16 protein-coding genes are annotated in these 23,842 nt (G+C 63.2%); 13 read left to right on the top strand and 3 right to left on the bottom strand.

What is annotated here, in order from left to right:
- Positions 1–102: 102 nt before the first annotated feature.
- Positions 103–2,322, bottom strand: a complete 2,220-nt coding sequence (locus ACTORR_RS15885; protein WP_441343712.1) for a primosomal protein N' — start codon at positions 2,320–2,322, stop codon at positions 103–105.
- A gap of 167 nt (positions 2,323–2,489) precedes the next feature.
- Here ACTORR_RS15885 and rpmE point away from each other — a divergent pair, with 167 nt between their 5' ends.
- The 3 genes from rpmE (at position 2,490) to ACTORR_RS15900 (ending at position 4,977) form a co-directional block, all read left to right on the top strand.
- Positions 2,490–2,705, top strand: coding sequence for a 50S ribosomal protein L31 (rpmE, locus tag ACTORR_RS15890; protein ID WP_054884221.1), 216 nt, complete (start codon positions 2,490–2,492; stop codon positions 2,703–2,705).
- Between the two features lie 2 nt (positions 2,706–2,707).
- A complete protein-coding gene (locus ACTORR_RS15895) occupies positions 2,708–3,529 on the top strand; it encodes a thermonuclease family protein (RefSeq protein WP_313365098.1) in 822 nt (273 codons plus the stop codon).
- A gap of 179 nt (positions 3,530–3,708) precedes the next feature.
- Positions 3,709–4,977 carry a malic enzyme-like NAD(P)-binding protein gene (locus ACTORR_RS15900; protein ID WP_054884223.1) on the top strand — a complete coding sequence of 423 codons (1,269 nt, stop codon included), beginning with the start codon at positions 3,709–3,711 and terminating at the stop codon, positions 4,975–4,977.
- A 221-nt stretch (positions 4,978–5,198) separates the two neighbouring features.
- On the opposite strand, the gene ACTORR_RS15905 is transcribed toward ACTORR_RS15900, so the two are convergent.
- On the bottom strand, positions 5,199–7,652 hold the full coding sequence (locus ACTORR_RS15905; RefSeq protein WP_054884224.1) for a penicillin-binding protein 1A: 2,454 nt from the start codon (positions 7,650–7,652) through the stop codon (positions 5,199–5,201).
- 176 nt (positions 7,653–7,828) lie between these two features.
- Between ACTORR_RS15905 and pilM the strand changes: the two genes are divergently transcribed.
- The 10 genes from pilM to hemE all read left to right on the top strand — a co-directional run bounded on the left by pilM (position 7,829) and on the right by hemE (position 22,378).
- On the top strand, positions 7,829–8,680 hold the full coding sequence (gene pilM, locus ACTORR_RS15910; RefSeq protein ID WP_054884225.1) for a type IV pilus biogenesis protein PilM: 852 nt from the start codon (positions 7,829–7,831) through the stop codon (positions 8,678–8,680).
- A complete protein-coding gene (locus tag ACTORR_RS15915; protein WP_313365100.1) occupies positions 8,680–9,216 on the top strand; it encodes a PilN domain-containing protein in 537 nt (178 codons plus the stop codon). Before pilM ends, ACTORR_RS15915 begins: the two co-directional genes overlap by 1 nt.
- The gene (locus ACTORR_RS15920) at positions 9,213–10,232 is read left to right on the top strand and encodes a pilus assembly protein PilP (protein ID WP_313365097.1); all 1,020 of its coding nucleotides are present in this window, start codon (positions 9,213–9,215) and stop codon (positions 10,230–10,232) included. The genes ACTORR_RS15915 and ACTORR_RS15920 overlap by 4 nt, the downstream gene beginning before the upstream one ends.
- Entirely contained in the window at positions 10,156–11,424 is a 1,269-nt protein-coding gene (locus ACTORR_RS15925; RefSeq protein ID WP_082433459.1) for a type IV pilus secretin PilQ, read from the top strand. Before ACTORR_RS15920 ends, ACTORR_RS15925 begins: the two co-directional genes overlap by 77 nt.
- A 4-nt stretch (positions 11,425–11,428) precedes the next feature.
- Positions 11,429–11,947: a shikimate kinase AroK gene (gene aroK / locus ACTORR_RS15930; RefSeq protein WP_054884228.1), complete on the top strand. Its 519-nt coding sequence runs from the start codon at positions 11,429–11,431 to the stop codon at positions 11,945–11,947.
- Between the two features lie 94 nt (positions 11,948–12,041).
- Positions 12,042–13,139: a 3-dehydroquinate synthase gene (gene aroB, locus ACTORR_RS15935; RefSeq protein WP_099814477.1), complete on the top strand. Its 1,098-nt coding sequence runs from the start codon at positions 12,042–12,044 to the stop codon at positions 13,137–13,139.
- A gap of 15 nt (positions 13,140–13,154) precedes the next feature.
- Positions 13,155–14,774 (top strand): AAA family ATPase, encoded by a 1,620-nt coding sequence (locus ACTORR_RS15940; RefSeq protein WP_054884230.1) that lies wholly within the window; start codon positions 13,155–13,157, stop codon positions 14,772–14,774.
- A gap of 374 nt (positions 14,775–15,148) precedes the next feature.
- Positions 15,149–19,594, top strand: coding sequence for a glutamate synthase large subunit (gene gltB / locus ACTORR_RS15945; RefSeq protein WP_262108162.1), 4,446 nt, complete (start codon positions 15,149–15,151; stop codon positions 19,592–19,594).
- 106 nt (positions 19,595–19,700) lie between these two features.
- Positions 19,701–21,119 carry an FAD-dependent oxidoreductase gene (locus ACTORR_RS15950; protein ID WP_054884232.1) on the top strand — a complete coding sequence of 473 codons (1,419 nt, stop codon included), beginning with the start codon at positions 19,701–19,703 and terminating at the stop codon, positions 21,117–21,119.
- A 194-nt stretch (positions 21,120–21,313) separates the two neighbouring features.
- On the top strand, positions 21,314–22,378 hold the full coding sequence (hemE, locus tag ACTORR_RS15955; RefSeq protein ID WP_054884233.1) for a uroporphyrinogen decarboxylase: 1,065 nt from the start codon (positions 21,314–21,316) through the stop codon (positions 22,376–22,378).
- A gap of 138 nt (positions 22,379–22,516) precedes the next feature.
- Here the strand turns inward: hemE and ACTORR_RS15960 are convergent, their stop codons facing one another.
- Positions 22,517–23,704, bottom strand: a complete 1,188-nt coding sequence (locus ACTORR_RS15960; protein WP_256218594.1) for an MFS transporter — start codon at positions 23,702–23,704, stop codon at positions 22,517–22,519.
- Positions 23,705–23,842 lie beyond the last annotated feature (138 nt).

A 23,842-nucleotide genomic window follows, 5' to 3' on the forward strand; every position in this document is an offset into this window, starting at 1 on the left:
CTCTTTTCGACCGCAAGCGCGGTGGAGCGCCTGGATGCGCAGGTGGAAAAACTGGGCATTATCCGTTGCCAGGGGCGGGTTGCCAACCTTTGGGGCCGAAGCTTAATAAAGGTCAACCGGGTCGACATCCAGAGACCAGCGTACCTGGCGCCCGCTTGGCAGTTGCTCCAACACTAGCAACCAGGCACTGATCAGTCGATGCAAGGGGGCTCGGGTGTTGGCCTGAATCAACAATTGCGCCCTGAAGCGCCCGGCGCGCCGCTCCATGGGGGCAGGCACCGGCCCCAGCAGTTCGATACCGGGCAGGCACTGTTCGGCGACCAGGCGCTCGGCAGCGGCGCAGGCTTCGTCGAGGAAGCCTTCGGCCTGGCCGGGCTTGTGCGCTTCGGCCCGCAGCAGGGCAAGGTGGGAGAATGGCGGCAGCCCGGCGTTGCGGCGTTCGTCCAGGGCTTGCTCGGCGAAGGCGAAGTAGCCTTGCTCGGTCAGTTGCACCAGCAGCGGGTGGTCGGCCAGGTGGGTCTGGATGATCACCTTGCCAGGATCTTCAGCGCGCCCTGCTCGCCCAGCAACCTGGACGATCAGCTGGGCCATGCGCTCGCTGGCGCGGAAGTCCCCCGAGAACAGCCCGCCATCGGCGTCGAGAATGGCGACCAGTGTCACCCGCGGGAAGTGGTGACCCTTGGCCAGCATCTGGGTGCCGACCAGGATGCTTGGCTGGCCTCGCTGAATGGTGCTGAACAAATGGTGCATGGCGTCCTTGCGCGCCGTGCTGTCGCGATCAACGCGCAGGATCGGGTAATCCGGGAACAACACCTTCAGTCGCTCTTCGGCGCGTTCGGTACCGGCGCCCACCGGCCGCAGGTCGACGTGGTTGCACTGCGGGCACTGCTGCGGCAGACGCTCGTCGTAGCCGCAGTGGTGGCAGCGCAGCACGCCAGAGCGCTGGTGCACGGTCATGCGGGCATCGCAGCGTGGGCATTCTGACAGCCAGCCGCAGTCATGACACAGCAAGGTCGGAGCGAAGCCACGACGGTTGAGGAACACCAGGACTTGCTGGCCGGCTTCCAGAGTCTGGCGGATGGCCTGCTGCAATGGGCCACTGATACCGCTGTCCAGCGGCAGGCTTTTCACATCCAGGCGCAGCATGCGCGGTGGACGTGCGCCGCCCGCGCGCTGGTTCATGCGCAGCAGGCGATAGCGGCCGGTGAGCGCGTTGTGCAGTGTCTCCAGCGACGGCGTGGCGGAGCCGAGCAGGATCGGAATGTTTTCCTGATGGGCGCGCACCAGCGCGAGGTCGCGGGCGTGGTAGCGCAGGCCTTCCTGTTGCTTGTAGGACCCATCGTGCTCTTCGTCGATGATGATCAGGCCGGGGGTCTTCATTGGCGTGAACAGCGCCGAACGTGTGCCGATGATGATGTCGGCCTCGCCGTCGCGGGCAGCCAGCCAGGCATCGAGGCGCTCGCGGTCGCTCACGGCCGAATGCAGCAGGGCGATGCGGGCGTTGAAACGCTGCTCGAAGCGCGCCAGGGTCTGCGGGCCGAGATTGATTTCGGGGATCAGCACCAGCGCCTGCTTGCCGGCTTCGAGGGTTTCACGAATCAGTTGCAGGTACACCTCGGTCTTGCCGCTGCCGGTGACGCCGGCCAGCAGGAAGGCGCCGAAGCCGCCAAAACCCTCGCGCACCGCGTCGAAGGCTTGGCGCTGTTCTTCATTGAGGGGCAGTTCCGGCTGCGCCAGCCAGTGCTCGTGGCGGTGCGCCGGCAGGTGGCGGCGTACCTCGACCTGAACCAGCTCCTTGGCCAGCAGCAGGTCAAGGCTGTCCTTGTTCAGGTTGAGCTTGCCCAGCAGGCTGTGCGCTACGCCGTGGGGGTGCTGGGCCAGGGTCTTGAGGGCGTCGCGCTGGCGCGGGGCACGGGCGATGCGAGGGTCCTCCAGGCGTGCGCCGGGTGCCACGTGCCAGAAGCGCTCCTGGCGCATCTCGGCAGGTTCGCCCTGGCGCAGCAGCGTGGGCAGGGCCCAGCTCAAGGTGTCGCCCAGGCTGTGCTGGTAGTACTGGGCAGTCCACAGGCACAACCTGAACAGCGATGCCGGGATCGGCGAGACCGGGTCGAGCAAGGCACTGGCAGGCTTGAGCTTCTCGGCGGGCACCTCGCTGTGCTCGCACACTTCCACCAGTACGCCAATCATTTCGCGGCGCCCGAAGGGCACGCGGATGCGCATGCCCGGGGTCAGCACCTGGCGCGCCATGCTCGCTGGCGCCCGGTAATCGAACAGGCGGCGCAACGGGGAGGGCAGGGCAAGGCGCAGGATGACGTCGGACACGCGGAAGGTCTCAGAGGGTGTTTCAAAGACTGGCGAGCCTAGCAGACGACGGTCGGTGCAAGCGACAACTTGCGTTGGCGTGATGCTCTGGTATTATTCGCCGCCTAATTACGTGCGGTATTCAACAATAGGTGTTGGGTGGCGGCACGCAGCTCGAGGAAGTGACCATGAAAGAAGGTATCCACCCGAACTACGAAGTAGTTGCAGTCACCTGCAGCTGCGGTAACAAGTTCGAAACTCGTTCGACCCTGGGCGACACCCTGGCGATCGACGTTTGCAACCTGTGCCACCCGTTCTACACCGGTAAGCAGAAAGTCCTGGACACCGGTGGTCGCGTACAGAAGTTCGCCGATCGCTTCGGTATGTTCGGTACCAAGAAGTAATCATGCGCATGGCGAATCCTTCGGGCTTCGCGTTGTTGCTGAAAAAGGCGCCCCTCGTGGGCGCCTTTTTTGTGGGCGCAATCTGGCAGCTACCGGCCCTGGCGTTCTGCCCCGTGCCAGACAAACCACAGCAGGTGGCGGTGCGCCGGGTAGTGGATGGCGACACGTTGCGCCTGACCGACGGTCGCAGTGTTCGCATGATCGGCATCAATGCCCCGGAAATCGGGCGCAGGGGGCGCACCAGTGAACCTTATGCCGAGGCTGCCAGGCAGCGACTGCAAGCGTTGGTCAAAGCCAGTGACGGTCGCGTCGGGTTGGTGCCCGGTGTCGAGGGCAAGGACAAGTACGGACGCACCCTGGCGCACATCTATGGCCGTAATGGCGACAATATGGAGGCACGGCTGCTCAGCGAGGGCCTTGGCTACCACGTAGCGGTTGCGCCAAATGTGCGCCTGGCAGGTTGCCAGCAAGCAGCCGAGCGGGTGGCACGCCAGGCGCGGGTCGGGCTGTGGCGCAGCTCGCCAGTGCGCAGCGCTGCCGATGTGCGGCAATCCGGGTTTGCCGTTGTCAGCGGCACCATCCGTAGCATTGAGCGCAATCGTGGCGGGATCTGGCTCGAACTGGACGATGCTGTTGTGCTGCAGATCCCCGCTCGTCTGCAACGCACCTTCCCCGCCAGCTTCTTCACTAATCTCAAAGGACGCCAGGTCGAGGCGCGCGGCTGGGTGCTGGATCGTTCCCGCAAGGGAGGGCTCAAGCCGGGGCAGCGACGCTGGGTATTGCCGTTGACCGATCCCGGGATGCTGGAGCGCACTTCAGGCTGAAAAGATGTAGACATTTCGTTATCAGATTGTACACACTGTGAGCCGAATGCCCCCGTGCGTGATAGCTTAAAGTCGTAGGCCAAAGGCCTTGACACAAGTGACTGACCAGTCTTGTGGCTCCCCGGCTCTTTGCGTATCCTCGGCGGTCCGTCAGAACAGTAAATAGCGGAATGCCCACCATGTCAGACCTGAAAACCGCCGCTCTCGAATACCACGCTCAACCTCGTCCGGGGAAACTGAGCGTCGAGCTCTCCAAGCCCACCGCCACCGCCCGCGATCTCGCCCTGGCCTACAGCCCAGGCGTTGCAGAACCCGTGCGCGAAATCGGCCGTGATCCTGAGCTGGCCTACAAATACACTGGCAAGGGCAACCTGGTCGCTGTAATTTCCGATGGCACCGCCATCCTCGGTCTGGGTGACCTCGGCCCACTGGCCTCCAAGCCAGTGATGGAAGGCAAGGGCGTTCTGTTCAAGCGTTTCGCCGGTATCGACGTGTTCGACATCGAAGTCGAATCGGAAAGCCCGCAAGCTTTCATCGACACCGTTCGCCGCATCTCCATCACCTTCGGTGGCATCAACCTCGAAGACATCAAGGCCCCAGAGTGTTTCGAAATCGAACGCACGCTGATCGAGCAGTGCGACATTCCGGTGTTCCATGATGACCAGCACGGCACCGCAATCGTCACCGCGGCCGGCATGATCAACGCCCTGGAAATCGCCGGCAAGAAGCTGGAAGACGCCAAGATCGTCTGCCTCGGTGCCGGCGCTGCCGCCATCTCCTGCATGAAGCTGCTGGTCAGCATGGGTGCCAAGGTCGAGAACATCTTCATGATCGACCGCAGCGGCGTGATCCACGCTGGCCGCGACGACCTGAACCAGTACAAGGCCCAGTTCGCCCACGCGACCGACAAGCGCACCCTGGCCGATGCCCTGGACGGTGCTGACGTGTTCGTAGGCCTGTCCGGCCCGAACCTGCTGAGCCCGGAAGGCCTGAAGTCGATGGCTGCCAACCCGATCGTGTTCGCCTGCTCGAACCCGGACCCGGAAATCTCCCCAGAGCTGGCTCACGCCACTCGCAGCGACGTGATCATGGCTACCGGTCGTTCCGACTACCCGAACCAGGTCAACAACGTACTGGGCTTCCCGTTCATCTTCCGTGGTGCCCTGGACGTTCGCGCCAAGCGCATCAACGAAGAAATGAAGATCGCTGCCGCCATCGCGCTGAAAGACCTGGCCAAGCTGCCAGTGCCGAAAGAAGTCTGCGAAGCCTACGGTGTCGAAGGCCTGGAGTTCGGCCGTGAGTACATCATTCCGAAGCCACTGGACGCTCGTCTGATTACCGTCGTTTCCGACGCTGTGGCCAAGGCTGCCATCGAGTCCGGCGTAGCTACCCTGCCGTATCCGAAGCACTACCCGCTGACCAGCGTGGATGAAGTGTTCAACGGCTGATTGCAGCTGTAGCGACACAAAAAAGCCCCGGCTCGCAAGAGCCGGGGCTTTTTGTTTGCCGGTGTCCCGGCTGACGTGGCCCGCTGTAGGAGCGGCCTTGTGTCGCGAGAGGGTCGAAGAGCGGCCCCGGCACTCTTTGCTCGGAGCATGAATCCTGGGGGCGCTACGCACCCCTTTCGCGACACAAGGCCGCTCCTACAGGGGCGGGGTTAGTCTGCCAATCAGAACAGATCCATCGGCGCTGCTTCGTCCGCTGGCAGTGGGCTGCCCGGCGCAGTGCCGTTGCCCAGTTCATCCACCGACGGTGGAGAGTCCTCGGCCTTGAACAGCTCGAAGTAGGCATCTGGCGTGCTTGGCGAAGCGGCACGGCCGCTGACCGGGTCCACCCGCAGGCTGAGGATGCCTTCCGGTTCCGCCGGTGCATGGCTTGGCTTGTCCTTCAGTGCCGCACCCATGAAGCTCATCCAGATCGGCAGGGCTGCCGTACCGCCGTACTCACGGCGACCGAGGGTTTCAGGCTGGTCGAAACCGACCCACACGGTGGTGACGTAATCGGCGTTGTAGCCGGAGAACCAGGCGTCCTTGGATTCGTTGGTGGTACCTGTCTTGCCGGCCAGGTCGGTACGGCCCAGGGCCAATGCCCGGCGGCCTGTGCCGCGCTTGATCACATCCTGCAGCATGCTGGTGAGGATGTAAGTGGTGCGGCCATCGACGATCTGTTCGGCAACAGCTGGCGTCTGCGGTGGCGGGGCGATCTGGCCCAGGGCGGACGGCGCCTCGCCAGGCAGGGCAGCGGTGCTGATCGGCTGCTCTGGTGCTGCGAGGCCGGCATGGTCTTCGGCGCCTTGCGGCACGCGCGCGGGGTTGGCGATGAACAGGGTCTCGCCGCTGCGGCTCTCGATGCGATCGATCAGGTATGGATTGATCTTGTAGCCGCCGTTGGCAAAGGTGCTCCAGCCCGTGGCGATCTCCATCGGCGTCAGGGTTGCAGTGCCCAGCGCCAGCGAAAGGTTGCGCGGCAGGTCCTGCTTGTTGAAGCCGAACTTGGCGATGTAGTCGATGGTACGGTCCACGCCCATGGCCTGCAGCAGGCGGATCGACACCAGGTTGCGCGACTTGTACAGCGCTTCACGCAGGCGGATCGGGCCGAGGAAGGTGTTGGTGTCGTTCTTGGGTCGCCATTCATTGTTCTGGTACTGGTCGAAGAACACGATTGGCGCATCGTTGACCAGGCTGGAGGCAGTGTAGCCGCTGTCCAGTGCAGCACTATAGATGAACGGCTTGAAGCTCGAGCCTGGCTGGCGCTTGGCCTGCATGGCACGGTTGTAGTTGCTCTGCTCGAACGAGAAGCCGCCGACCAGGGCGCGGATGGCGCCGTTCTGCGGGTCGAGGGAGACCAGCGCACTCTGTGCTCCTGGTACCTGGCTGAACTTTAGCTTGCCGTCATTCAGGCGCTGCAGGCGTACCAGATCACCCACTTGGGCAACGTCGGCAGGCGATTGCGGTGCGCGGCCCTGCGAATTGCTGTTGATGAAGGGGCGGGCCCACTTCATGGTGTCCCAGCTAACCTCTTCTTCGCTGCCTGCGCGGGTCAGCACTTTTACACCGCTCTTTTCCACGCGCGTGACGATGGCAGGTTCCAGGCCGCCCAACGTGCGTTGCTTGCTCAGCTCCTGTTGCCAGGCGGCCAGGGTCTTGCCCGGGAAGCGAGCTTCAGGGCCGCGGTAGCCGTGGCGCTCGTCATACTCGGACAGGCCGTTGAGGATGGCCTTGTTGGCCATCTCCTGCATGTCGCTCGGCACCGTGGTGGTGACACGGAAGCCTTCGGTATAGGCGTCGCTGCCATAGCGGCCAACCATTTCGGCACGGGCCATTTCGGCGACGTACGGCGCGTTAACTTCGGGGGCGGGCACGTGGTAGCTGGCATTCAGCGGCTCGGCCAGGGCGGCCTGATAGCTCGCCTCGTCGATCTTGCCGAGTTTGTACATGCGACCGAGGATCCAGTCGCGACGCTCTTTGGCGCGCACCGGGTTGGCCAACGGGTTGAAGCGCGACGGTGCCTTGGGCAGGCCGGCGATCATCGCCATTTGCGCCAGGCTTACGTCACGGATCGACTTGCCGTAATACACCTGCGCAGCCGCATCGATACCGTAGGCGCGGTTGCCCAGGTAGATCTTGTTGACGTACAGCTCGAGGATCTCGTCCTTGGTCAGCTCACGTTCGATCTGCAAGGCCAGGAGAATCTCGTTGGTCTTGCGCGAGAAACTGCGCTCGCTGCTGAGGAAGAAGTTCTTCGCCACCTGCATGGTGATGGTGCTGCCACCCGTCTGGATATGACCGGTTTTCACCAGCTGGGTCGCGGCGCGCATCAGGCTGCTCGGGTCGACCCCGTAGTGATTGAGGAAATTGTCGTCCTCGGCTGACAGAAGCGCCTGAATGAACTGTGGCGGAATTTCCGCGAAACGGATCGGCGAGCGGCGCATTTCGCCGAATTCGGCGATCAGCTTGCCGTCGCTGCTGTACACCCTGAGGGGAATCTGCAACTGAACGCTTCTGAGCGAATCGACCGACGGCAGGTTGGGGCTAAGATACAGAAACGCACCGCTCACACCGAGTACGAGCGCGCAGATGACTGCGACAAAAGACCACCAGAAGAACTTCAGCAGGCGTATCAAGGCTTTTCGGTGTCCAGATTGAGGGGTGAATTGCGCACGGGGCCGGCGGACGAAAAAACGCTGGGCATTATAAGCATTTTTCGTCTCGCCGGGTGACCGGCCAGGCGGCCCGCTGCACCGTCTGGCCGGTCAGGCCCGGCAATGCGGCGGTTCATGGTTGTAGCAAGGAAGTCGCCATGCTTGGACGTTTTGGCAAGGATGCCAGTTCACTGTTGGGGGTGGAAATCGCTTCCGACTCCATACGTATTGCACAGCTGCGGCGCCACAGGGGGCGTTACCAGCAGTTGGTCTGGGCGGTCGAGCCGTTTGCGCCTGGCAACGGCTGGCAGGACCCTGAGCGTATTGTCGCTGCCCTGCGCAGCGCTCATCGACAATCCGGCAGCCGCGAACGCCGGGCAGCCGTAGCGCTGCCTGCCTCACAAGTGATTTGCAAGCTATGCCAACTTCCAGGCGGCCAGGCTCCAAGTCAAATGGAGGCGCGACTGCTGGCAGAAGCAGACCGGCTGTTCCCCTTCCCCCTTGAAGACCTGGTACTGGATTTTCAGGTGCTGGGTGCCTCGTCGCAGCATCCCGGTAGCCTGGATGTCTTGGTCGCAGCCAGTCGGCAGAGTGCACTGCAGCCCGTGCAAGCTGCATTCGAAGCAGCCGGGCTTGAGCTTGAAGTCGCCGAGGTAGACAGCATTGCCTTGCGTCGCCTGATGCCCTGCCAAAGCAAAGGCCAGGCAGCGCTGCTGCGCATCGAGCCGGGCGGTTCGACGCTGCATGGCTGGCTTGGCGACGCGCTGCCTTTGAGGCGGGAGTTGCTCCCGGAGGCGTTACCTGACTTGCCTGGGGAGGTTTTCGCTGCAGAGGCAGGGCCGGAAGAAGTGCTTGTGGTCGGCGCGCCGGAGGCTGGGCAATACCCGCTTGGCCGACTGAGCGAGCGTCTCGGCTTGCCGTGCCGGCCTTTGCCGACCGTGGCTGGGGTGGATTGCCGCGACGGCCGGATGGCCTTGGCGTTTTCGCTGGCAATGGGGAGCGTGCATTGATGTTGCGCCTGAATCTGATGCCGTGGCGAGAGCGGCAGCGCCTGGCAGCGCTCAGGCGTTTGCGCCTGATGGTGGTGGGGGCGGCTGTCGTGGCGTTGTCTGCGGTGCTGCTTATAGACCAGTTGGCTCGTCAGCGAGCTCGTCAGCAAGCCGCTGCCAACAATAGTCAGCAAACCGCTATCAATGTACTTGAAGTGCACAGGGGTGAGCATGATCGTATCCGGCAATCCTACGAGCAAGTGCGAGCGCAGACGGCGGCCTTGGCTGACTTGCGTGCTGGACAGGGGCGGGTGACAGCCGTGTTTGCGGATCTGGAGCGGGCGCTGCCGGAGGGCGTCCAGCTGCTCAGGCTCGAACTGCAGGGCTCCCAGGTGCGCATGGTCGGCGTGGCTGCCTCCGGCGCAGTCGTAGCCCAGCTGATGCGTGAACTGGAACGTTCCGGTGCGCTGCGTGAACTGGAGCTCAAAAGCCTGAAGAGTGAGCCGGGCGGCGACGCGTTCATATTGTTGGCCCGCATGTCGGCGCTCTGGTCGTGAATCTGTTGCAGAAAGGCGAATGGCTGGCCCTCATCGAGCGTTCGCAGCTCGTTCGCCGCGCGCTGCCGTTCGCCGTAGGCCTTATCGTGGTGGGGGGCGGTTGCCTGTTTCGTTTACCGTACTGGTTGCAGCTTCAGGAGGAAGAGCACGCCAGGCAAGTTCGCCTGCTCCAGGTGCATGAAACCAGGGCTGCCGAAGTGCTGGCGTTGTCACGGATGCGCGAGGGCCTCGATGCTGCACGACAGCATCTGCAGGATGCTCGCTGGCGCCTTGCCGCCGGGGCCGACATGAGCGATTTGCTGGACCAGCTGGCAGCCTCGGGGCATGCGCATGGCCTGCACTTCGAACGCCTCGATGTACTTGATGAGGTAAACCACCAGCCTGGCTATTGCCAGACATCACTGGACGTGCAGGTCGTTGGGCGCTATTCGGGGCTGCGGATGTGGTTGGACGACTGGCTCGGCCAGGTTCGTCTGTTGCGCGCCGAAGCCTTGTGGCTGGCACCTGCCGAGGACAGGCCCGGGCTGTTGCGCCTGGGCATGCGCGTGCATGCTTATCAAGCCGATGGTGAAGTGCCTGAGCCCTCAACCTTGGCCGATAGACCTGCTCGCGGTGAGATGTTGCCGGTGGTGCTCGATCCGTTTTCCGAATGGGCTACGCGAATTGCCCAGGCGGGGCTTGCCAGCGTGCCGCTGGCTCAGCTGCAGATGGTCGGCAGCCTGCAGCGGGGGCCGCAGCGCGAAGCGTTGCTGTCGGCGGCAGGTCGCTTGTATCGCGTGCGCCCCGGTGATCGGCTGGGGCGCGATGGAGGTGTTGTGGTGGAAGTCGGCGAGCGCCAGCTGAACGTGCGTGAGCGGCTGTTCCTCGGGGGCGTGTGGCGTGAGCGCACGGTAATGCTGACGCTCAGGAAGAGCGTGACAATGGAGGCCAGCGACGGTGATGAAATGGCTATTGAAATGGATGACGGTGGCGCTACTCACCAGTCAGTTGTGCATGGCAGCGCCCTATCGGGGTGAGCCCATCTCGCTGAATTTTCAGGATGTCGAGGTGCGCTCGGTACTTCAGGTGCTGGCGGACTACGCCGGGATCAACCTGGTGGCCAGCGATACGGTGCAGGGCAATGTAACCCTGCGGTTGCACGAAGTCCCATGGGACCAGGCGTTGGAGCTGGTCCTTGGTAGCAAAGGGCTGGCTCGGCGCGAAGAGGGGAATGTGCTGCTGGTGGCGCCAGCCGCCGAGTTGGCCGAACAATCCCGCGGTGCCCGCATCGGGCAGGAGCTGGATGCGCAGCTGCAACCCCTGCAGCGTGAGCTGCTGCCGATCCATCACGCACAGGCTGCCGAGCTCGCGGAGCTGTTGCTGGCAACCCTGACGGACGACGGCATTCTGACCGGTCGTGGCAGCCTGAGCGTCGACACTCGCACCAACACCTTGGTCGCCCACCAGCCTGCGGATCGCCTCGCCGATTTGCGGCAGTTGGTCGCTCAGCTGGACGTGCCGGTGCGGCAGGTGGAGATCGAGGCGCGCATCGTGGAGGCCAACGTCGACTATGAGAAAGGCCTGGGCGTGCGTTGGGGGCGGCAGCTATATGGGGAAGCGCCACGATTGGGCAAGGACCTGTTCGTCGACCTGGGCATGGAGCGAGGCAGTGCCGGCATCGGCGTCGGCCTGTTGCGCAGTGGCCTGTTGCTGGACCTGGAACTCAGCGCCATGGAAAAGAGCGGCAACGGTGAAATCATCTCCCAGCCCAAGGTAGTGACGGCTGACAAGGAAACCGCGAGGATTCTCAAGGGCACCGAGGTGCCTTATCAGGAAACCAGCAAAAGTGGCGCTACCTCGATCGCCTTTCGTGAGGCCTCGCTCTCGCTGGAGGTCACTCCGCAAATCACCCCGGATGGCAAGGTCATCATGACCGTCAAGGTGACCAAGGACGAGCCTGATTTCGTCAATGCCCTGAACGACGTGCCGCCGATTCGCAAGAACGAGGTCAATGCCAAGGTCCGTGTGGCGGACGGTGAAACCATCGTCATCGGTGGCGTCTACTCGACCACGCAAAACAAAGTGGTCGACAAGGTGCCATTTTTCGGCGATCTGCCGTATGTTGGGCGGCTGTTTCGACGCGATGCATTACAAGAGAAAAAATCCGAGCTGCTGGTCTTCCTGACTCCGCGTATCATGAGTGACCAGGCGATTGCTGTGAGTCGTTGATTCTGTGCGAAATTTGATACTTGTAGGACCCATGGGCGCTGGTAAAAGCACCATAGGGCGCCTGTTGGCCAAAGAGCTGCGCCTGCTGTTCAAAGATTCCGACAAGGAAATCGAACTGCGGACCGGTGCCAATATCCCGTGGATCTTCGACAAAGAAGGCGAACCGGGCTTCCGTGACCGTGAGCAGGCGATGATCGCCGAGCTCTGCGCGCTCGATGGCGTGGTGGTGGCGACCGGTGGCGGCGCAGTCATGCGTGCGGAGAACCGCCAAGCCCTGCACAGGGGCGGCCGGGTCATTTATCTGCACGCCTCGGTGGAACAACAGGTCGGGCGCACTGCGCGCGATCGCAATCGCCCGTTGCTGCGCACGGCCAACCCGGAGGCGACCCTGCGCGCCTTGCTGGAGGCGCGCGACCCGCTTTATCGCGAAATTGCCGACCTGGTGGTGGAAACCGACGAACGGCCACCGCGCATGGTGGTGCTCGATATTCTGGAGCGCCTGCAGCAGTTGCCGCCCCGCTAAGCCGGGACTATTCTCGGCCAGCGCCGAGGCGAGGTTCAACGTTACCGCGCGGGTCGAACAGCCGGCGCCGCGCCCAAGTACATTGTGGGGATACATGCAGACACTTAAGGTCGACCTGGGCGAGCGTAGCTACCCGATCTACATTGGCGAAGGCCTTCTGGACCAGGCCGAACTGCTGGCGCCGCATATCCGCGGGCGGCAGGTCGCCATCGTTTCCAACGAAACCGTCGCGCCTCTGTATCTCCAACGCCTGAGCAACACCCTTGGCGCCTACTCGGTGCTGCCGGTGATCCTGCCGGACGGCGAAGCCCATAAAAACTGGGAGACCCTGCAACTGATCTTTGACGGTTTGCTGACGGCGCGACATGACCGCCGTACTACCGTGGTCGCCCTCGGCGGCGGCGTGATCGGTGACATGGCCGGCTTCGCCGCAGCCTGCTACCAGCGTGGCGTCGATTTCATCCAGGTGCCGACCACCCTGCTGTCTCAGGTTGACTCCTCGGTGGGGGGCAAGACCGGCATCAACCACCCGTTGGGCAAGAACATGGTCGGTGCTTTCTATCAGCCCAACGCGGTACTGATCGATACCACCAGCCTCAAGACCCTGCCTGCGCGCGAGCTGTCGGCGGGCCTGGCTGAAGTGATCAAGTACGGCCTGATCTGCGACAAGCCATTCCTGGGCTGGCTCGAAGACAATATCCAGGCCCTGCGCGCCCTCGAACCCGCTGCCCTGACTGAAGCGATCCGTCGCTCCTGCGCTGCCAAGGCAGCCGTTGTCGGCGCCGACGAGCGCGAGTCGGGCGTGCGCGCCACGCTGAACCTGGGGCATACCTTTGGCCATGCCATCGAAACGCACATGGGCTACGGCGTGTGGCTGCATGGTGAAGCCGTGGCCGCAGGGACGGTCATGGCCCTGGAAATGTCCATGCGCCTGGGTTGGATCGACCAGGCCGAGCGTGATCGTGCAATCCACCTGCTGCAGGACGCAGGTTTGCCGGTGGTGCCACCACAGGAAATGACCCCGGCGCATTTCATGGAGCATATGGCAGTCGACAAGAAGGTACTCGATGGCCGCCTGCGGCTGGTGCTGCTGCGCCAGCTGGGCGAGGCCGTGATTACCGACGACTATCCGAAAGAGATTCTTCAGGCCACGCTGTCGGCGGATTACCGCGCGATCGTGGCCCAGCTTTGAGGTTGTGACAGCGTAATGACCAGTTTGCATGCCGATGAGGCGTTCCTCGAACATTACCAGTTGAGCCACGATCCGTTCGCACCGCGTGTGCCCGGCTTCAAGTTCTTCCCCGCCCAGCGCAAGCCGGTGCTGGGCCAACTTCATCACTTGGCCCGCTACAGCCAGCTGATGTTGGTGGTTACCGGCCCGGTTGGCAGCGGCAAGACCCTGCTGCGCCAGGCCCTGGTGGCCAGCACCAACAAGCAGACGGTGCTGAGCGTGGTGGTGTCGGCCCGTGGTGCCAGCGACGCTGCCAGCGTGCTCGGTCAGGTGGCGCAAACACTTGAAGTGGCCCAGCCTGAAGTGCAGGCGATCCTGAACAAGGTGGTGCAGCTGGCGCTGACCGGTCAGGAAGTCTATTTGCTGGTGGACGATGCGGAACAACTCGACGAGTCGGCACTCCAAGCGTTGCTGGAACTGGCGGCCGGGCTACCGGAAGGGCGCCCGCACGTGTTCCTGTTCGGCGAGCCTTCGCTGATTGCCGGGCTGGATGAGATTCAGGTCGAGGAAGAGCGCTTCCATATCATTGAACTCGCCCCCTACAACGAGGAAGAAACCCGCGAGTACCTGGAGCAACGCCTGGAAGGCGCTGGCCGGGGCATCGAGGTGTTCACCCGTGAACAGCTGGTCGATATTCATGAAAACTCCGACGGATGGCCTGGCAACATCAACCAGGTCGCCCGCGATACTTTGATCGAAGCCATGATCGCCAGCCGTACCACGGTCAAGCGACCATCCATGGGGTTCAAAATGCCTAAGAAACACGTACTCGCGCTGTCCGCTGTCGTCGTGGTCGCCGTAGGTGCTGCAGTTCTGATGCCGAAGAAAGGCGACAAGGCGCCAGCCGAAGCGCCTGTAGCCCAGGCCCAGCTGCCGCTGGGCGAGGGCCAGCCAGGCGCCGCCCAGTCCAACAACGGCAGCCCGGCCATCGAATTCTCTGGCCAGTCGCAGCCGATGCCGCTGCCGCTGGTCGGGCAGTCCCAGCCCGTGATGCGCGAGCCGCTGGCGCAAGCTGCCGGCATGGGTGATGGCGAAGAAGGTGGCCCAGCGGGCAACACCGCCCTGCAGCCTGGCAATCCGCCGACTGTGACCACCATCGCACCGCCACAGGGCGTGCCTGCCGGCCCGGCGCCGAGCATGGCCCAGGCTGCCACGCCTGTGCAGCCGGTTGTACCTGCGCCGAAGCCTGTCGCTACCCAGCCAGTGAAGCCGGTTGCGCCTGCCAAGCCGGCCCCGGCACCCACTCAGGTCGCTGTTGCCAAGCCAGCCGCCAAACCGGTGGAAAAGCCGGTCGCCAGTGGCAGCGCCAGCGGCGGTTGGTATTCGGGCCAGAAACCCGGCAACTACGTGGTGCAAATCCTCGGCACCAGCTCCGAAGCATCGGCCCAGGCCTTCGTCAAGGAGCAGGGTGGCGAGTATCGCTACTTCAAGAAAAACCTCCAGGGCAAACCGCTCTACGTGGTCACCTACGGCAATTTTGCCAGCCGCGACGCAGCGGTTGCGGCAATCAAGAACTTGCCAGCGAAGGTCCAGGCTGGTAAACCTTGGCCACGTACCGTCGCCAGCGTCCAACAAGAGCTGGCCTCGGCCCGCTGATACCTTCCGGGCGGCATCACCCCGTCGCCCAGTTGCTGAGCGATTAACGACATCCGACTAGCCTGCTGCGCCTGCGCGCGGCAGGCTTTTCTGTCCCAGACTGCCGGCCACAAGCCTCTGTTGCAGACCTGGCTGAAACTCTTCAGACTCGAGCCAAGCCGCTATCACGGCGCATGGCGCAAAAACATTCAAAATTGCGACATAAATTTTCAATGGTGAGACATGAAAATTTGTGGGTATGACTGTCGCTGTGCAACAATGGTTTTCCATGGCCATCGCAAAAAAGCTGGCGTTTGATCGGCGTGGATGGTAAGTGGTTGTACATAAAAGAGATTTACCTCCGGTTGAGAGGTGAACCTGGTGAGAAAGTGTCTATGAAAACAGGTCTGTACCATCCCGAAGAATTCAAGGACAACTGTGGTTTTGGCCTGATCGCCCATATGACGGGCGAGCCGAGTCACCACCTTCTGCAAACCGCCATGCAGGCACTGACCTGCATGACCCACCGCGGCGGTATCAACGCCGATGGCAAGACCGGTGACGGCTGCGGTCTGCTCATGCAGAAGCCTGATCAATTCCTGCGGGCCGTGGCCCAGCAACACTTCGCCGTCGAGCTGCCCAGGCAGTACGCCGTCGGCATGGTGTTCTTCAACCAGGACCCGGTCAAAGCCGAAGCCGCCCGCGCCAACATGGACCGCGAAATCGTCGCGGCCGGCCTCAAGCTGGTCGGCTGGCGCAAGGTCCCGATCGACACCAGCGTGCTCGGCCGCCTGGCCCTGGAGCGCCTGCCGCAGATCGAGCAGGTATTCATTGGCGGTGAAGGCCTGAGCGATCAGGAATTCGCCATCAAGCTGTTCAGTGCCCGTCGCCGCTCGTCCGTGGCCAACGCCCACGACGCCGACCACTACATCTGCAGCTTCTCGCACAAGACCATCATCTACAAAGGCCTGATGATGCCGCGCGATCTCGCGGCGTTCTATCCGGACCTGGGTGACGAGCGCCTGCAAACCGCGATCTGCGTGTTCCACCAGCGCTTCTCCACCAACACCCTGCCGAAATGGCCGCTGGCGCAGCCGTTCCGCTTCCTCGCCCACAACGGCGAGATCAACACCATTACCGGCAACCGCAACTGGGCCATGGCCCGTCGCACCAAGTTCGCCAACGACCTGATCCCCGACCTCGAAGAGCTCGGTCCACTGGTCAACCGCGTCGGTTCCGACTCGTCGAGCATGGACAATATGCTGGAGCTGATGGTCACCGGCGGCATCGACCTGTTCCGCGGCGTGCGCATGCTGGTGCCGCCAGCCTGGCAAAACGTCGAGACCATGGACGCCGACCTGCGCGCCTTCTACGAATACAACTCCATGCACATGGAGCCGTGGGATGGCCCGGCCGGTATCGTAATGACCGAAGGCCGCCACGCGGTGTGCCTGCTCGACCGTAACGGCTTGCGTCCGGCGCGCTGGGTGACGACCACCAACGGCTACATCACCATCGCCTCGGAAATCGGCGTGTGGGGCTACCAGCCTGAGGAAGTCCTGGCCAAGGGCCGTGTCGGCCCGGGTCAGATCCTTGCCGTGGACACCGAGACCGGCCAGATCCTCGACACCGACGCCATCGACAACCGTCTGAAGTCGCGCCACCCGTACAAGCGCTGGCTGCGTCAGCACGCCCTGCGCATCCAGGCGACCCTGACCGACGACCAGGGCGTGGCCAGCTACGACGCTGACCAGCTCAAGCAGTACATGAAGATGTTCCAGGTCACCTTCGAAGAGCGTGACCAGGTGCTGCGCCCACTCGGCGAGCAGGGCCAGGAAGCGGTCGGCTCGATGGGGGACGACACGCCGATGGCGGTGCTTTCGCAGCGCGTGCGTTCGCCATACGACTTCTTCCGCCAACAGTTCGCCCAGGTGACCAACCCGCCGATCGACCCGCTGCGCGAAGCGATCGTCATGTCCCTGGAAATCTGCCTGGGCGCCGAGCGCAACATCTTCCAGGAGTCCCCGGAGCACGCTTCGCGGGTCATCCTCAGCTCGCCGGTCATCTCGCCCGCCAAGTGGCGTTCGCTGATGAACCTGGAGCGCGAAGGCTTCGACCGCCAACTGATCGACCTCAACTATGACGAGAGCGTCGGCCTGGAAGCGGCCATCCGCAACATCGCCGACCAGGCTGAAGAAGCCGTGCGCAGCGGCAAGACCCAGCTGGTACTGAGCGACCGCTACATCGCCCCGGGCAAGCTGCCGGTACATGCTTCGCTGGCCGTGGGTGCCGTACACCACCGCCTGACCGAGCAGGGCCTGCGTTGCGACAGCAACATCCTGGTCGAAACCGCCACTGCCCGCGACCCGCACCACTTCGCCGTGCTGCTGGGCTTCGGTGCCTCGGCCGTTTACCCGTACCTGGCCTACGAAGTGCTGGCCGACCTGATCCGTACCGGCGAAGTGCTCGGCGATCTCGACGAAGTCTTCAAGTACTACCGCAAGGGCATCTCCAAGGGCCTGCTGAAGATCCTGTCGAAGATGGGCATCTCCACCATCGCCTCGTACCGTGGCGCCCAGCTGTTCGAAGCCGTGGGCCTGGCCGAAGAAGTGGTTGGTCTGAGCTTCAAGGGCGTATCCAGCCGTATCAAGGGTGCGCGTTTCGTAGACCTCGAAAGCGACCAGAAACTGCTGGCAGCCGAAGCCTGGAGTGCGCGCAAGCCAATCCAGCAAGGTGGCCTGCTTAAGTTCGTCCATGGTGGCGAATACCACGCCTACAACCCGGATGTAGTCAACACCTTGCAGGCCGCCGTGCAGCAGGGCGACTATGCCAAGTTCAAGGAATACACCACGCTGGTCGACCAGCGCCCGGTGTCGATGATCCGCGACCTGCTGAAGGTCAAGGTCGCCGACGAGGCCCTGCCGCTGGACCAGATCGAACCGCTGGAGGCCATCCTCAAGCGCTTCGACTCCGCCGGTATCTCGTTGGGGGCTCTGTCGCCGGAAGCTCACGAAGCTCTGGCCGAGGCGATGAACCGCCTGGGCGCACGCTCCAACTCCGGTGAGGGCGGTGAAGACCCGTCGCGCTACGGCACCATCAAGAGCTCGAAGATCAAGCAGGTGGCTACCGGCCGCTTTGGCGTGACCCCGGAATACCTGGTCAACGCCGAAGTGCTGCAGATCAAGGTTGCCCAGGGCGCCAAGCCTGGTGAGGGCGGCCAGCTGCCAGGCGGCAAGGTCAACGGCCTGATCGCCAAGCTGCGCTATGCGGTACCGGGCGTGACCCTGATCTCGCCGCCGCCGCACCACGACATCTATTCGATCGAAGACCTGGCCCAGCTGATCTACGACCTCAAGCAGGTCAACCCGCAGGCCCTGGTTTCGGTCAAGCTGGTGGCTGAGGCCGGCGTTGGCACCATTGCCGCCGGCGTGGCCAAGGCCTATGCCGACCTGATCACCATCTCCGGTTACGACGGTGGTACCGGTGCTTCGCCGCTGACCTCGATCAAGTACGCTGGCGCCCCGTGGGAGCTGGGCCTGGCCGAAACCCACCAGACCCTGCGCGGCAACGACCTGCGCGGCAAGGTGCGGGTGCAGACCGACGGCGGCTTGAAGACCGGCCTGGACGTGATCAAGGCAGCGATCCTCGGCGCCGAGAGCTTCGGCTTCGGCACCGCGCCAATGATCGCCCTGGGTTGCAAATACCTGCGTATCTGCCACCTGAACAACTGCGCCACCGGCGTTGCCACCCAGAACGAGAAGCTGCGCAAGGACCACTACATCGGCACCGTCGACATGGTGATCAACTTCTTCACCTTCGTCGCCGAAGAAACCCGTGAGTGGCTGGCCAAGCTGGGCGTACGCAGCCTCGGCGAGCTGATCGGCCGTACCGACCTGCTCGACGTGCTGCCAGGCGACACCGAGCGCCAGCAGTACCTGGACCTGACCCCGCTGCTGGGCAGCTCGCACATTCCGGCCGACAAGCCGCAGTTCTGCGAAGTCGACAACAACCCGCCGTTCGACAAGGGCGAGCTGGCCGAGAAGATGGTCGAGATGGCCCTGCCGGCAATCCGCGACCAGGCCGGTGGCGAGTTCAGCCTCGACATCTGCAACTGCGACCGTTCCATTGGTGCCCGTATCTCTGGCGAAATCGCCAAGCTGTACGGCAACCAGGGCATGGCAGACAAGCCGGTGACCTTCCGCTTCAAGGGTACCGCTGGCCAGAGCTTCGGCGTGTGGAACGCCGGTGGCCTGAACCTGCACCTGGAAGGCGACGCCAACGACTACGTCGGCAAAGGCATGACCGGTGGCAAGGTGACCATCGTGCCACCCGCCGGCAGCCCGTTCGCCACCCAGCACAGCGCCATCGTCGGCAACACCTGCCTGTACGGCGCCACCGGCGGCAAGCTGTTTGCCGCAGGTACCGCGGGCGAGCGCTTCGCTGTGCGTAACTCCGGCGCCCACGCTGTTGTCGAGGGTACCGGCGATCACTGCTGTGAATACATGACCGGTGGCTTTGTCTGCGTTCTGGGCAAGACCGGTTACAACTTCGGTTCTGGCATGACTGGCGGCTTCGCCTACGTGCTCGACATGGACAACAGCTTCGTCGACAAGCTCAACCACGAGCTGGTGGAAATCCAGCGGATCAGTGGTGAGGCGATGGAAGCCTACCGCAGCCACCTGGCGCGGGTCCTTGGCGAATACGTGGAAGAGACCGGCAGCGAGTGGGGGCGTGAGCTCTTCGAGAACCTGGACGACTACGTGCGACGCTTCTGGCTGGTCAAGCCGAAGGCGGCCAACCTCAAGCAACTGCTGTCCAGCACCCGTGCCAACCCGCAGTAAGAACAGCTGCAAGTGACGGCCCCGTGCGCGGGGCCTGTCGTGCTCAAGTGATCGTCTTGCAGCTTGCAGCCTGAGGCTGGCAACTGCGGTAAAGAGGTTTTGAAAAATGGCTGAACGTCTGAACAACGACTTCCAGTTCATCGAAGTGGGCCGCAAGGACCCCAAGAAGAAGCTGCTGCGCCAGCGCAAGAAGGAGTTCGTGGAAATCTACGAACCGTTCAAGCCGCAGCAGTCCGTGGAGCAGGCGCACCGTTGCCTGGGCTGCGGCAACCCGTATTGCGAGTGGAAGTGTCCGGTACACAACTTCATCCCCAACTGGCTGAAGCTGGTCTCCGAAGGCAACATCCTGGCCGCGGCCGAACTGTCGCACCAGACCAACACCCTGCCGGAAGTGTGCGGCCGTGTGTGCCCGCAGGACCGTCTGTGCGAGGGGGCCTGCACCCTGAATGATGGGTTCGGCGCTGTGACCATCGGCTCGGTGGAGAAATACATCACCGACACGGCATTTGCCATGGGCTGGCGCCCGGACATGTCCAAGGTCAAGCCAACCGGCAAGCGCGTCGCCATCATTGGTGCCGGCCCGGCTGGTCTGGGCTGCGCCGACGTGCTGGTGCGCGGTGGCGTGACCCCGGTGGTGTTCGACAAGAACCCGGAGATCGGTGGCCTGCTGACCTTCGGCATCCCGGAGTTCAAGCTGGAAAAGTCCGTGTTGAGCAATCGCCGCGAAGTCTTTACCGGCATGGGCATCGAGTTCCGCCTGAACACCGAGGTGGGCAAGGACATCACCATGGAACAGTTGCTCGCCGAATACGACGCCGTGTTCATGGGCATGGGCACCTACACCTACATGAAGGGTGGTTTCCCGGGTGAAGATCTGCCAGGCGTCCACGATGCGCTGGACTTCCTGATCGCCAACGTCAACCGTAACCTCGGCTTCGAGAAGTCGCCGGAAGACTTCGTCGATATGCAAGGCAAGAAGGTGGTGGTGCTCGGCGGTGGCGACACCGCGATGGACTGCAACCGCACGTCGATCCGCCAGGGCGCCAAGTCGGTGACCTGCGCCTATCGCCGTGACGAAGCCAACATGCCGGGTTCGCGCAAAGAGGTGAAGAACGCCAAGGAAGAAGGCGTGAAGTTCCTCTACAACCGCCAGCCCATCGCCATCGTCGGCGAGGACAAGGTCGAAGGCGTGAAGGTTGTCGAGACCCGCCTGGGTGAGCCGGATGCCCGTGGCCGTCGTAGCCCCGAGCCGATCCCAGGCTCCGAAGAGATCCTGCCGGCCGACGCCGTGGTGATCGCCTTCGGCTTCCGCCCGAGCCCGGCACCGTGGTTCGAGCAGCATGGCATCCAGCTGGATAGCCAGGGTCGCGTGGTGGCGCCGGAGAAAGCCAAGTTCAAACACCAGACCAGCAACCCGAAAGTGTTCGCCGGTGGCGACATGGTGCGCGGTTCGGACCTGGTGGTGACGGCGATCTTCGAAGGCCGCAACGCCGCCGAAGGGATCCTGGATTACCTGGAAGTCTGACTTTCGACCTCTTCGCGGGCACGCCCGCTCCCACAGGGTTCAGCGCAGAACCTGTGGGAGCGGGCGTGCCCGCGAAGCTTTTGTATACAAAAACGCTTGATCTGTGGCACCCAATAGACAAAACGCATGGCCTTGACCGTGCCTTTTGCGCTGGCGTCTGAGAAAATGCCCGCACTATTTTTCCGGATGCCGACATGACTGCCCTGAAGAACGATCGTTTCCTGCGTGCGCTGCTCAAGCAACCCGTTGACGTCACCCCTGTCTGGATGATGCGCCAGGCCGGCCGCTACCTGCCGGAGTACCGCGCCAGCCGCGCCAAGGCCGGTGATTTCATGAGCCTGTGCATGAACCCGCAGTTTGCCTGCGAGGTGACCCTGCAGCCGCTGGACCGCTACCCGCTGGACGCGGCGATCCTGTTCTCGGACATCCTCACCATCCCCGACGCCATGGGCCTTGGCCTGTACTTTGAAACCGGCGAAGGCCCGCGCTTCAAGAAGACCATCACCACCCCGGGCGACATCGAAGCGCTGCCGATCCCTGACCCACAGAAAGACCTCGGCTACGTGATGGACGCGGTCAGCACCATCCGTCGCGAGCTCAACGGCCGTGTGCCGCTGATTGGTTTCTCCGGTAGCCCGTGGACCTTGGCCACCTACATGGTCGAAGGCGGCTCGTCCAAGGACTTCCGCAAGACCAAGGCCATGGCCTACGACAACCCGCAAGCCCTGCACTTGCTGCTGGACAAGCTGGCGCAGTCGGTTACCAGCTACCTCAATGGCCAGATCCTCGCGGGTGCCCAGGCGGTGCAGATCTTCGACACTTGGGGCGGCAACCTGTCGGCGGCGGCCTACCAGGAGTTCTCCCTGGCCTATATGCGCAAGATCGTCAGCGGCCTGATCCGCGAGCACGAAGGGCGCAAAGTGCCGGTGATCCTGTTCACCAAGAATGGTGGCCTGTGGCTGGAAAGCATCGCCGATGCCGGTGCCGACGCGCTGGGCCTGGACTGGACCTGTGAGATCGGCGACGCTCGCCGCCGCGTCGGCGACAAAGTTGCGCTGCAAGGCAACATGGACCCGACCGTGCTGTACGCCAAGCCCGAAGCCATCCGCCAGGAAGTGGCGCGTATCCTGGCCAGCTATGGCAAGGGCACTGGCCACGTGTTCAACCTGGGCCATGGCATCACCCCGGAAGTCGACCCGGAACATGCCGGCGTGTTCATCAACGCCGTGCACGAGCTGTCGGCGCAGTATCACCAGTAAGCGCTCTGAAACGAAAAGCCCGGCCAATGTGCCGGGCTTTTTCTACTCTGACTTCGGGTGAACCCGCTCCCACAGGTACAGCGCTGAGCTCCAGTTAGGCGCGGTCCCTGTGGCAGCGGGTTCACCCGCGAATGGGCTTCAAGCCGTTTTCGGCTGAAGCTTGCTCAGGTGCAGTGCCACCAGCAACGCCACCGCCAGCAGGCTGCCAATGAACAGGCCGATGCCGTTCCAGCCCCACTGGTGCCAGAAAACCCCACCGGCCGTACCGGCCACGCTGGACCCTGCGTAATAGCTGAACAGGTACAGCGACGAAGCCTGCCCCTTGGCCTTCAGCGCGCGGCGGCCGATCCAGCTGCTGGCCACCGAGTGCGCACCGAAGAAGCCGAAGGTGAACACCAGCATGCCAACGATAACCAGCGCCAGCGGGGTCGCCAGGGTCATCAGCAGGCCTCCCGCCATTACCACGATACTGGCCCAGAACACCTTGCGCCGGCCCAGCTTGTCAGCCAGTGCGCCGACCTGCGCCGAGCTGTAGATCCCCGACAGGTACACCACCGACAGCAAGCCGACCAGCGCCTGATTCATGTGATACGGCTCGGCCAGCAGGCGGTAACCGATGTAGTTGAACAGGGTGACGAAGGCACCCATCAGCAAGAAGGCTTCGAGGAACAGCCAAGGCAGCCCGGCATCCCTGAAGTGCATGACGAAACCGTCTAGCAGGCTACGCGGGCTCATCAGCTGAGGGCGGAAGTTGCGCGACTCCGGCAGTACCCTCCAGAACACCAGCGCCGCCACCAGGGCCAGCCCGCCGATGGTCAGCATCGCCGTGTGCCAGCTGACGAAATCGATCAGTACCCCGGTAATCAGCCGCCCGCTCATCCCACCGATGGCGTTGCCGCCGATGTACAGGCCCATGGCCAAGCCGATGTGCTGCGGGTGGATTTCTTCACTCAGGTAAGTCATCGCCACCGCCGCCAGGCCACTCAGCGAAAGGCCCACCAGGGCGCGGGTGGCCAGCACCAGCTCCCAGCTCGGCATCACCGCGCTGGCCAGGGTCGACAGGGCGGCACAGACCAGGGCAAAGACCATTACCGGCTTGCGGCCGATGCGGTCGGAGATCGGACCGGTGATCAGCAGGCCGAACGCCAACATTGCAGTGGACACCGACAGCACCAGGCTGCTCTGCGCCGCGTTGATGGAAAACTCCTTCGACAGCAGCGGCATCATCGGCTGTACGCAGTACAGCAGGGCGAACGTGGCGAAGCCGCCGCTGAACAGGGCCAGCACAGTCTTCATGAAGGCGGGGGTGCCTTTTTCGATCCACATGTCGTTCAGGGGGGCAGGTTCTGGGCCGGCAGGAAGGGGGGCTACAGCAGTTTTCACGGGCGGTACCTCTGGCGCAATGAAAAAAGCATATAGCTGGCTAATGATTAGATCCAATATATTATTCGACCTATTTGAGAC

Origin of the sequence: Pseudomonas sp. SAR267 (assembly GCF_052077595.1) — a bacterium.
In the GTDB taxonomy this organism is placed as follows: Bacteria; Pseudomonadota; Gammaproteobacteria; order Pseudomonadales; family Pseudomonadaceae; genus Aquipseudomonas; species Aquipseudomonas vlassakiae.

What these genes read in the sequence shown, in the direction of transcription:
- ACTORR_RS15915 (WP_313365100.1), top strand. Translation starts at nt 8,680, where the DNA reads ATGTTGCGCCTGAATCTGATGCCGTGGCGAGAGCGGCAGCGCCTGGCA.
- ACTORR_RS15950 (WP_054884232.1), top strand. Translation starts at nt 19,701, where the DNA reads ATGGCTGAACGTCTGAACAACGACTTCCAGTTCATCGAAGTGGGCCGC.
- rpmE (WP_054884221.1), top strand. Translation starts at nt 2,490, where the DNA reads ATGAAAGAAGGTATCCACCCGAACTACGAAGTAGTTGCAGTCACCTGC.
- ACTORR_RS15940 (WP_054884230.1), top strand. Translation starts at nt 13,155, where the DNA reads ATGACCAGTTTGCATGCCGATGAGGCGTTCCTCGAACATTACCAGTTG.
- ACTORR_RS15900 (WP_054884223.1), top strand. Translation starts at nt 3,709, where the DNA reads ATGTCAGACCTGAAAACCGCCGCTCTCGAATACCACGCTCAACCTCGT.
- pilM (WP_054884225.1), top strand. Translation starts at nt 7,829, where the DNA reads ATGCTTGGACGTTTTGGCAAGGATGCCAGTTCACTGTTGGGGGTGGAA.
- ACTORR_RS15895 (WP_313365098.1), top strand. Translation starts at nt 2,708, where the DNA reads ATGCGCATGGCGAATCCTTCGGGCTTCGCGTTGTTGCTGAAAAAGGCG.
- hemE (WP_054884233.1), top strand. Translation starts at nt 21,314, where the DNA reads ATGACTGCCCTGAAGAACGATCGTTTCCTGCGTGCGCTGCTCAAGCAA.
- ACTORR_RS15925 (WP_082433459.1), top strand. Translation starts at nt 10,156, where the DNA reads ATGAAATGGCTATTGAAATGGATGACGGTGGCGCTACTCACCAGTCAG.
- gltB (WP_262108162.1), top strand. Translation starts at nt 15,149, where the DNA reads ATGAAAACAGGTCTGTACCATCCCGAAGAATTCAAGGACAACTGTGGT.
- aroB (WP_099814477.1), top strand. Translation starts at nt 12,042, where the DNA reads ATGCAGACACTTAAGGTCGACCTGGGCGAGCGTAGCTACCCGATCTAC.
- ACTORR_RS15960 (WP_256218594.1), bottom strand. Translation starts at nt 23,704, where the DNA reads ATGTGGATCGAAAAAGGCACCCCCGCCTTCATGAAGACTGTGCTGGCC.